The organism is Synechococcus sp. R55.8, from assembly GCF_047461895.1.
Taxonomy (GTDB): Bacteria; Cyanobacteriota; Cyanobacteriia; order Thermostichales; family Thermostichaceae; genus Thermostichus.
Genome location: NZ_JANSIB010000101.1, coordinates 1 through 10,835, shown reverse-complemented (window position 1 = coordinate 10,835; position 10,835 = coordinate 1). Strand labels below are relative to the sequence as shown.

The following is a 10,835-nucleotide window of genomic DNA, read 5'->3' as shown; positions in this document are numbered from 1 at the left end:
TCCTTTGGGAAAAGGGCCGGGGGTGAGGGATCCCCGCCAATCTCCACAGGCCACAGAGCCTCTGGCGGCAAATGGATCCACACTGCCTGCCCCGGCGCAAACACTTGGTGGGGAGCCACCCAAGCCTGCAGACTGCCCCAAGGGGCTTGCAAGGTCAGCCGTCGCTGGGTGCCTGCAAAGCGTTCCGCCATCACTTGAGCGGAGAAAACATTGTCGGCCAAGCCGGGCGGATGGGGAAACACCTGCACCTGTTCCGGGCGCACCGTCAGCCGCACCTGACCTTGGAGTGGCGCGGCGCTTTTCAAGAGGATCCCGTTGTTGAGGCGAAGCTGGTGACCCTCCGCCTGCGCATCGAAAAAATTGACCCCGCCAAAAAAGCGGGCAATGCGCTCGGAGCGCGGCTGCTGATAGAACTCCACAGGGGATCCCACCTGGTGTAGCTGCCCCTCAAACATCAGGCCGATGCGTTGGGCCATGGCTGTGGCTTCTGCTTGATCGTGGGTAACCAGCACCGTCGTCACCCCTGTTTCCGCCTGCAGCTCCAGGATGAGGGCCTGCATCTCTTGGCGCAGGTTGGCATCCAGGGCCGATAAAGGTTCATCCAACAGCAGCACCTTGGGCCGAATCACCAAAGCCCGCGCCAGGGCCACCCGCTGCGCTTGTCCGCCAGAAAGCTGGCTAGGCCGACGCTGAGCCAATCCGGGCAATTGCACCCGCTCCAACATGCCCAAGGCGGCAGCCTCCCGCTCTGCCCGGGGAATACCCCGCATTTTCAGGCCAAAAGCGACGTTTTCCCCCACGCTCAGGTGGGGAAACAGGCGGCTGTGTTGGGACAGCAAAGTCACGCCGCGCCGTTCCGGCGGCAGAGGGTTGAGGGGGATCCCGTCCAGCCAGATTTCCCCCGGATAGGGCAAGGGATCCGGTTCCAGCAGACCGGCGATGAGATTGAGGGTGGTGGACTTGCCGCAGCCCGATGGCCCCAGCAGGGCGAAGATCTCCCCTGCCTCCACACTCAAAGACAAATCCCTGAGGACAGGGATCCCTCCCTTGTGGAAGCGCTTGCTGAGGTGGCGGAGAACAAGGTGGCCCATGCTTGAGTTACCGGTCAACCTCCCAAGGAGCTCTCAAGCTCTCCCAAATTAGAACACCCAAATTAGAACAGAAAATACCGCTGCGCCATGGGCAGCACCTCTGCCGGCTCGCAGGTGAGCAATTCTCCATCGGCCCGCACTTCATAGGTCTCCGGGTTCACCTCAATGTGGGGAGTGGCGGTATTGAGTTTCAAATCCGCTTTGCCGATCTCGCGGCAATTTTTCACCGCTACGGCCCGGCGCTGGATCCCCAATTTCTCCGGGATCCCCAGGTCTAGGGCAGCCTGGGAGACAAAGAGCAGGCTGGTCTCGGTCAGGGCGCGGCCAAAGCTGCCGAACATGGGGCGGGGGTACACCGGCTGCGGGGTTGGAATGGAAGCATTGGGATCCCCCATTTGGGCGTAGGCAATCAGGCCCCCCTTCAGGACGATTTCCGGCTTAACCCCAAAAAAGGCCGGCTTCCACAGACACAGATCCGCCAGTTTTCCCACCTCCACCGACCCGATGACGTGGCTGAGTCCTTGGGCGATGGCAGGGCAGATGGTGTACTTAGCCACGTAACGCTTGGCCCGGAAGTTGTCGTTGCGGCTGCTGTCTTGCGGCAAAGGCCCCCGCTGCACCTTCATCTTGTGAGCTGTCTGCCAAGTGCGGATGATCACCTCCCCCACCCGGCCCATGGCCTGCGAGTCGGAAGAGATGATGCTGAACACCCCCATGTCATGCAAGATGTCTTCGGCGGCAATGGTTTGGGGGCGAATGCGGCTTTCGGCAAAAGCAATATCCTCCGGCACATTCTTGCTCAGGTGGTGACACACCATCAGCATGTCCAGATGTTCTTCGATGGTGTTGCGGGTAAAGGGGCGGGTGGGATTGGTGGAGCTGGGCAGCACGTTGGGCTCGGAGGCAATGCGAATGATATCGGGGGCATGCCCACCTCCAGCCCCTTCGGTGTGAAAGGTGTGAATGGTGCGGCCATTGATGGCGGCGATGGTATCTTCCACAAAAGCCGATTCATTTAAAGTATCGGTGTGGATGAGGGTTTGGATGTCGTACTCATCCGAGACTTGCAAACAGCTGTCGATCACCGCCGGCGTGGATCCCCAATCTTCATGGATCTTGAGGCCGCAGGCCCCCGCTTCCACCTGTTCCCGCAAAGCTGCGGGAAAAGCCGCGTTTCCCTTGCCAAAGAAGCCCAAATTGACGGGGAACCCCTCCGCCGCCTGCAACATCTTGCCCAAGTTCCAAGCTCCAGGGGTGCAGGTGGTGGCGTTGCTGCCGGTGGCCGGCCCAGTTCCGCCCCCCAAAAGGGTGGTCACTCCCGAGGCGATGGCAAACTCGCACAGCTGCGGACAGATGAAATGCACATGGGCATCGATCCCGCCCGCCGTCAGGATCAGGTTTTCCCCGGCAATCACCTCAGTGCTGGGGCCAACCACCATGCCCGGCGTCACCCCCGCTTGGATGTTGGGGTTGCCGGCTTTGCCAATGCCGACAATGTAGCCATCGCGAATGCCCACATCCGCCTTGACGATGCCCCACCAGTCCAGGATCAGGGCGTTGGTGATCACCAGATCCAAGGCCCCATTGGCGCGGGTGGCCGTCGGCGATTGCCCCATGCCATCGCGGATGGTTTTGCCGCCCCCAAACTTAATCTCCTCGCCGTAGGTGGTGAAATCCTCCTCCACCTCGATGATCAGTTCGGTATCCGCCAGGCGCACCCGATCCCCTACGGTGGGGCCGTAGTTGCTGACGTATTGGCGACGGGGAATCTCTAGGGTCATAGGGTGGTATCTGCAAAAGGGCTGCCAGGGTTTTACCACACATCCCCACCCAGGGGATCCCTTGCTGTCTATTGTTCAGTTCCAACCCTTCCTGAGAACGGATTGGGTTGGCTGAAAATTCGTTACATATATTTACATCTATGATCGAAAGAACAATTGCCAATCGACTCCAGCCTCGATGGGACAAGGGATCCCTCGTTTAATTATTGTGAAGCAACTGAGGGCTCACAAACCCTGACCTATAATGCCAGGTAAGTCCTGCCCTGGGGGAATCTTCTGCCAAGGGGTAGGGATGCTTCGTTCCTTGTCGCAAGAGAGGAGTTCTTGATGACAACTACGCCAAAGGAGCGAGAGCCGAAGGTCAAGGTGTCGGTTGACGTGGATCCGGTTCCCACCTCATTTGAGAAATGGGCTAAGCCGGGCCACTTCGACCGCAGCCTATCCCGTGGCCCCAAGACCACGACCTGGATCTGGAACCTCCATGCTCTTGCTCATGACTTCGACAGTCACACCAGCGACTTAGAAGACGTCTCTCGTAAGATCTTTTCCGCTCACTTCGGCCACTTGGCAGTGGTTTTCGTCTGGCTGAGCGGCATGTACTACCACGGAGCTCAGTTCTCCAACTATTCTGCTTGGCTGGCGGATCCGATCAACGTCAAGCCCAGCGCCCAAGTGGTCTGGCCCATCTTCGGCCAAGAGATCCTGAATGGGGATGTGGGCGGCGGCTTCGAAGGGATCCGCATTACTTCTGGTCTATTTCACCTCTGGCGAGCTGCCGGCATCACCAATGAGTTTCAACTCCTCTGCACCGCCATCGGTGGCTTGGTGATGGCCGGGTTGTGCCTGTTCGCCGGCTGGTTCCACTACCACAAGCGGGCTCCCAAGCTGGAGTGGTTCCAAAATGTGGAATCGATGCTCAACCACCACCTAGCGGGCCTGCTGGGGCTGGGTTCTTTGGCCTGGGCCGGTCACCAAATCCACGTGTCCATTCCCATCAACAAGATGTTGGATGCGGGCGTGCCGGCGGATCAGGTGCCCTTGCCCCACGAGTTCATCCTCAAGCCCGCCTTGATGAAGGAGATGTTCCCCAGCGTGGATTGGGGCATCTTCAGCGGGGTGGTGCCCTTCTTTACCTTGGATTGGGGCAAGTACGCGGAGTTCCTCACCTTCAAGGGTGGCCTGGATCCGCAGAACGGTGCCCTCTGGCTAACCGACCAAGCCCACCACCACTTGGCCATTGCCGTGCTCTTCATCGTGGCCGGCCACATGTACCGCACCAACTGGGGCATCGGCCACTCCATTAAAGAGATCCTGGAAGCCCACAAGGGCCCCTTCACCGGCGAAGGCCACAAGGGCCTGTACGAAGTGCTCACCACCTCCTGGCATGCCCAACTGGCCATCAACTTGGCCATGGTGGGATCCCTGAGCATCATCGTGGCGCAGCACATGTATGCCATGAACCCCTACCCCTACATGGGCATCGACTACGCCACCCAGATCTCCCTGTTTACCCACCACATGTGGATAGGCGGCTTCTTCGTGGTGGGGGGTGCTGCCCACGGGGCCATTTACATGGTGCGCGACTACGACCCGGCGGTGAACCGCAACAACGTCTTGGATCGGGTATTGCGCCACCGCGACGCCATCATCAGCCACCTCAACTGGGTGTGTCTGTTCTTGGGCTTCCACGCCTTTGGCTTCTACGTCCACAACGACACGATGCAAGCCCTGGGCCGTCCGCAGGACATGTTCTCGGACACCGGCATCCAACTGCAGCCCATCTTCGCCCAGTGGATTCAGTCGCTGCACACTTCGGCCATTGCCAGCACAGCTCCCTATGTGGGCGCGTCGGTTAGCCCCATCTTCGGCGGCGACGTGGTGGCCGTGGGCGGCAAGGTCTCCATGATGCCGATGGTGCTGGGCACGGCGGACTTCATGGTGCACCACATTCACGCCATGACCATCCACATCACGGTGCTGATCCTGCTCAAAGGGGTGCTGTTTGCCCGCTCTTCTCGCCTGATCCCCGACAAAGGCAAATTGGGCTTCCGCTTCCCCTGCGATGGCCCAGGTCGGGGCGGCACCTGCCAGGTCTCCGGCTGGGATCACGTGTTCTTGGGCTTGTTCTGGATGTACAACTGCATTTCCATCGTGATCTTCCACTTCAGTTGGAAGATGCAGAGCGACATCTGGGGCACCGTCAACGCCGATGGCACGATTGAGCACATCACCGGCGGCAACTTTGCGGCCAGCGCCGTCAACATCAACGGCTGGTTGCGGGACTTCCTGTGGGCGCAATCGGTGCAGGTGATCAACTCCTACGGCTCGGCTCTGTCGGCTTATGGGCTGCTCTTCTTGGGCGCTCACTTTGTCTGGGCCTTCAGCCTGATGTTCCTGTTCAGCGGTCGCGGCTACTGGCAGGAGCTGATTGAGTCCATCGTTTGGGCCCACAACAAGCTAAAAGTCGCTCCGGCCATTCAACCCCGCGCTCTGAGCATCATTCAGGGTCGGGCGGTCGGTGTGGCCCACTACCTGTTGGGAGGGATCGTCACCACCTGGGCGTTCTTCCTGGCACGGTTCGGCGCACTCGGCTAAGGCAAGGAGGAAGAGAGAATCATGACAACTGCAACTCGTTTTCCCCAATTCAGCCAAGACCTGGCCAGCGATCCCACCACGCGTCGGCTGTGGTATGGCATTGCCACCGCCCACGACTTCGAGACCCACGATGGCATGACGGAGGAGCGGCTTTACCAAAAGCTGTTCGCCACCCACTTTGGCCATCTGGCAATCATCTTCCTGTGGGCCTCCGGCAACGTCTTCCACATCGCCTGGCAAGGCAACTATGAGCAATGGGTAGCCAACCCCACGGGTGTCACCCCCATCGCCCACGCCATCTGGGATCCCCACTTTGGCAAGGCAGCGGTGGAAGCCTTTACCCAACCGGGGGGCGGCGGCCCCGTCAACGCGGCCTACTCTGGCCTGTACTACTGGTTCAACACCATTGGCCTGCGCACCAACGGCGATCTCTACACCGGCGCGATTGGCCTGCTGTTGTTGGCGGCAGTGTTTCTGTTTGCCGGCTGGCTGCACCTGCAGCCCCGCTTCCGGCCTAGCCTGAGCTGGTTCAAGAACGCTGAAGCCCGTCTCAACCACCACCTGGCCGGCTTGTTTGGGGTCAGTTCCCTGGCTTGGACGGGTCACCTGGTACACGTCGCCATCCCCGAGTCCCGCGGGCAGCACGTAGGCTGGGACAACTTCCTTACCACTCTGCCCCACCCGGCAGGTCTGAAGCCCTTCTTTACCCTCAACTGGGGGGTGTATGCCCAGAACCCGGACACGGCCAACCATGTCTGGGGCACGGCAGAAGGGGCGGGCACGGCCATCCTCACTTTCTTGGGTGGCTTTAACCCCAACACCCAGTCCCTGTGGCTGACGGACATGGCCCACCACCACCTGGCCATCGCGGTGATCTTCATCGTGGCCGGCCACATGTACCGCACCAACTGGGGCATTGGCCATAGCATCCGGGAGATCCTTGGCGCCCACAACCCCCCCAAGGGCACTCCCTTCGGAGGCCTGCTGGGAGAAGGCCACAAAGGTCTCTACGACACGGTCAACAACTCCCTGCACTTCCAGTTGGCTCTGGCCTTGGCCTGTCTGGGGGTGGTGACCTCGCTGGTGGCGCAGCACATGTACGCCCTTAACCCCTACGTGTTCATGTCCATGGATCACACCACGGAGGCGGCTCTCTACACCCATCACCAGTACATTGCTGGCTTCTTGATGGTGGGGGCGTTTGCCCACGGGGCCATCTTCCTGGTGCGGGACTACGATCCTGAGGCCAACAAGAACAACGTGCTGGCGCGGGTGCTGGATCACAAGGAAGCGATTATCTCCCACCTCAGCTGGGTATCGCTGTTCCTGGGCTTCCACACCCTGGGGCTGTACGTCCACAACGACGTCATGCAGGCCTTCGGCACGCCGGAGAAGCAGATCTTGATCGAGCCGGTGTTTGCTCAGTTCATCCAGGCCTCTCACGGCAAGATGATCTACGGCATGGATGTGTTGTTGTCCAACCCCGACAGCCTTGCTTCTACCGCTTGGCCCAACTACGGCAACGTGTGGCTGCCGGGCTGGCTGCAGGCCATCAACGATCCCAATGGATCCCTGTTCCTGCCCATTGGCCCGGGTGACTTCCTGGTGCACCACGCCATTGCGCTGGGCTTGCACACCACCACCTTGATCTTGGTCAAGGGGGCGTTGGATGCCCGCGGCTCTAAGCTGATGCCGGACAAGAAGGACTTTGGCTACAGCTTCCCCTGCGACGGCCCGGGTCGGGGCGGCACCTGCGACATCTCCGCCTGGGATGCCTTCTACCTGGCCATGTTCTGGATGCTGAACACCATCGGCTGGGTTACCTTCTACTGGCACTGGAAGCAGCTTGGGGTTTGGAGCGGCAACACTGCCCAGTTCAACGAGAACTCCACTTACCTGATGGGCTGGCTGCGGGATTACCTCTGGGCCAACTCCGCCCAGTTGATCAACGGCTACAACCCCTACGGGATGAATAACCTGGCGGTTTGGGCCTGGATGTTCCTGTTCGGCCACCTGGTGTGGGCAACCGGGTTCATGTTCTTGATCTCCTGGCGCGGCTACTGGCAAGAGCTGATCGAGACCTTGGTGTGGGCGCACGAGCGCACTCCCTTGGCCAAGCTGATCCGCTGGAAAGACAAGCCGGTGGCCATGTCGATTGTCCAAGGTCGTCTGGTGGGTCTGGCTCACTTCACGGTGGGTTACGTGTTGACCTACGCGGCCTTTGTTATCGCCTCGACAGCTTCCCAGTCGGGGTAGCAAGCCCATAACCTGCTGAATAGGGATCCCTCGGCTGGTCCAGGGATCCCTTTTTTGTGAGTTGGTAGAGTGGTGATATGAAGTTTAGGGTCTGATGAGTTTGGTCGATGACTCTAGCCGCCCGATTGGATCCCTATATCAGGCGATATACCTTTGAGGAGTTTCATCGGCTGATTGAGTCTGGACAGATTGAAGGGCCCAATCAGTTGGAGCTGATTGACGGGCTCCTGGTTCAAAAGATGACGAAAGGGGAGAGGCACGCCGCCTACTGTAGCCGCCTGTACCGACTGTTGGTGGGCCTTGTGCAGGAGCAAGCTATTGTGCGCACCCAGGATCCGGTGCAACTGCCCCCCAATCACGAGCCGGAGCCCGACTTTGCCATTGTGCGCTTTCAGCAGGATGAGTACCGCTCTCGGCATCCTCAGCCCGAAGACATCTATCTCATCATCGAAGTGGCTGATTCTTCCCTTACCTATGATCGGGAAGTCAAACTCGGACTCTACGCCAAAGCTGGGATCCCCAACTACTGGATCTTGAACTTGCAAGAGAACTGCCTAGAGACGTACAGCTTGCCAACAGGGTCGGGAGTTTACCAGAGAAGAGAGGCTTACACCCCCAAGGAAAAAGTTGGGATCCCAGGGATCCTGGCTGGAGAGTTGAGTCTGGATCAGGTTTTTTCCATCGGTTAAGGCAGGGATCCCTTGCCGGCAGATCGAGTCTTGGCTGGCAGGAGTATTGTGGGTGGAGAAGCGTTTGCAGAAGGATTGTTGATGAGCTACGACGCAGTGGTGATTGGGGCCGGGCATAACGGGCTGGTGAGCGCTTGCTATTTGGCCAAAGCGGGGCAAAAAGTGCTGGTGCTGGAGCGCTATCACACCGTTGGTGGTGCTGCCATTACGGAAGAAATTCACCCGGGCTTTCGCGTGTCGGTGGCTTCCTACTCCTGTAGTTTGCTGCGCCCGGAGATCATTCGCGATCTGCGCCTGCCGGACTATGGCTTTGAGGTCTACGCCAAGCAACCTTCCTATTTCATGCCCTTCCCGGATGGGCAGCACCTCTTCCTGTATGCCGATAACCGCGCCAAGAGCAAGGCGGAAATTGCCAAGTTTTCCCGCAAAGATGCGGAAGCCTACGACCGCTGGGAGGAGTTTTGGGATCGGGTGAACGAGGTGGTGGAGCCAACTTTGATGCAGCCGCCGATTTCACTGGGCCAACTGGCGGATCGCTTTGCAGCCGCCGGGTATGAGGACGATTTCCGCCGCATTATGCTTCTCTCGACCACCGATCTCCTGGATGAGTTCTTCGAGTCGGAGCAGGTCAAGGCGGCGATGGCTCCCCAATCTTTGATCGGCACCTCTGCCGGGCCGATGACTCCGGGTACGCCCTACATTTGGCTGGTCCATGCGGTAGGTCGGGCTATTGGCTCGCGTGGGGTCTGGGGCTATGTGCGCGGTGGGATGGGATCCATTACCCAAGCGATGGCCAAGGCAGCTCTGGACTTAGGGGTGGAGATCCGCACGTCTGCTCCAGTGGCGGAGATCTTGATGGAGAGTGGGCAGGCCGCTGGAGTCGTCCTCGAATCGGGGGAAACCGTGCGGGCGCGGGCGGTTCTCTCCAATGCCCATCCCCAGATCACCTTTTTGCGACTCTGCTCCTCTTTGCCCCCAGACTTGCGTGACCGGCTAGAACGGCACTACCGCACCTCAGGCCCGGTGTACAAGCTCAACTTGGCCCTGGAGGAACTGCCCCGCTACACGGCGGCCCCTGCTGAAGTGCCCCCAGAAGTTGTCAGCTCTGCCACAGTGGATATTGCCCCCTCGGTGGCCTATCTGGAGCGGGCTTGGGATGACTGCAAGTACGGGATCCCTTCCCGGGATCCGTTTATCGAGATCTACAGCCAATCCCCCACCGACCCGACGATGGCTCCCCCAGGCAAGCACATTCTCTCCTGTTTCTGTCAGTTTGTGCCCTACCAACCCAAAGGGCGAGACTGGAACGATGGCCTACGGGAGGAATTTGCCGATCGGGTAATCGACAAAATTGCCCAATTTGCCCCCAACATTAAAAACGCCGTGATCGCACGGCAGATGTTGTCGCCCGTGGATCTGGAGGCCCGCTTCGGCCTTGTGGGGGGCAGCATTTTTCACGGGGAAATGACGCCGGATCAAAGCTACAACCTACGGCCCATCTCCGGCCTGGCCGACTATCGATCCCCCATTCCCGGCCTTTACCTCTGCGGCTCAGGGGCGCACCCAGGAGGCGGAGTGACCGGGATCCCTGGCCACAACTGCGCGCAGGTGGTGCTCAGCGATCTACCCAAGCTCTGACCGACGAAAAGGCCAAGCCAGAGCGGATCCCTGCTCTGGGATCAAACGGGTTGCCTGGGTTACAGCCGCACCTGCGTGCCCTCAAAGAATCCACGAATAATGAGAATAACTCCCCCTGCATCAGGAGTACCCGTATTTCCGTCGCCAGTTGGTGGGTTCGGGCCTATAACTTGGTTGTCAGTGGGGAACTCTTGCTCAATAAAGAATTGCCCAGAGATATTCGAGCCAGAGGTGGTTGGATCGAAAACCAAATTCAAGTTGCCTCGCAGCAGAGAACCGCCAATATCTGCCCTATTAAACGGCCCGGCCAGTTGTGCCCCAGCTAAGGTGCGGAAGACAAAATCTCCCGTGGTGGGGACAATGCCCTGAAGGATAACAGGACTGAGATTAGTTCCCTCCACAGGGGATCCAGGCAACGTACCTGTGGAGCGCTCGGTGCGCAAGGAGAAGAAGTAGTCAAACGCGGTAGGGGCACCGGGACGCTCAGGGACGGGCAACTGCGGGATCGGGGTGGGGAAAGGTCGCGGCGGCGGGCTAACCTGGACGAAGTTGAGGACTGTGCTGACATTGGCCGGGTCAAACTCTGCCTGCACCCGACCGTTCAACAGGCGCCGGATGCGCACCAACTGATTGGGCAAGATATTGGGCCGCGTCGGATCCGGAGCGAACAGTACCGACTGCGTACCCACCTGGGCAGGGCGATAGACAATCTCCGCCTGGTTGGGCCGGAAGTTCAGGCGGGCAAAGAGAGCCAAGGCATCCTCAGGAGTGCCATCGCCCGCAAC

Annotated in this window: 6 protein-coding genes and 1 pseudogene; 4 read left to right on the top strand and 3 right to left on the bottom strand. The window is 59.6% G+C overall.

The window, feature by feature from the left end:
* Together NW829_RS10280 and ureC are read right to left on the bottom strand one after the other, a co-directional pair.
* A partial coding sequence (locus NW829_RS10280) for an ABC transporter ATP-binding protein (protein WP_414417021.1) occupies positions 1-1,091 on the bottom strand: 1,091 nt, incomplete at its 3' end.
* A gap of 62 nt (positions 1,092-1,153) precedes the next feature.
* A complete protein-coding gene (gene ureC, locus NW829_RS10275; RefSeq protein ID WP_414351194.1) occupies positions 1,154-2,872 on the bottom strand; it encodes an urease subunit alpha in 1,719 nt (572 codons plus the stop codon).
* A 327-nt stretch (positions 2,873-3,199) separates the two neighbouring features.
* Between ureC and psaA the strand changes: the two genes are divergently transcribed.
* The 4 genes from psaA (at position 3,200) to NW829_RS10255 (ending at position 10,050) form a co-directional block, all read left to right on the top strand.
* Positions 3,200-5,467 (top strand): photosystem I core protein PsaA, encoded by a 2,268-nt coding sequence (psaA, locus tag NW829_RS10270; RefSeq protein WP_414417020.1) that lies wholly within the window; start codon positions 3,200-3,202, stop codon positions 5,465-5,467.
* A 21-nt stretch (positions 5,468-5,488) separates the two neighbouring features.
* Positions 5,489-7,723: a photosystem I core protein PsaB gene (psaB, locus tag NW829_RS10265; protein WP_414332634.1), complete on the top strand. Its 2,235-nt coding sequence runs from the start codon at positions 5,489-5,491 to the stop codon at positions 7,721-7,723.
* A 107-nt stretch (positions 7,724-7,830) separates the two neighbouring features.
* Positions 7,831-8,412: a Uma2 family endonuclease gene (locus tag NW829_RS10260; RefSeq protein WP_414417019.1), complete on the top strand. Its 582-nt coding sequence runs from the start codon at positions 7,831-7,833 to the stop codon at positions 8,410-8,412.
* Between the two features lie 81 nt (positions 8,413-8,493).
* Positions 8,494-10,050 carry a phytoene desaturase family protein gene (locus NW829_RS10255; RefSeq protein ID WP_414408450.1) on the top strand — a complete coding sequence of 519 codons (1,557 nt, stop codon included), beginning with the start codon at positions 8,494-8,496 and terminating at the stop codon, positions 10,048-10,050.
* Positions 10,051-10,109: 59 nt separating this feature from the next.
* On the opposite strand, the pseudogene NW829_RS10250 reads toward NW829_RS10255, so the two are convergent.
* A pseudogene (locus tag NW829_RS10250) lies at positions 10,110-10,835 on the bottom strand (hypothetical protein); the annotation flags it as partial.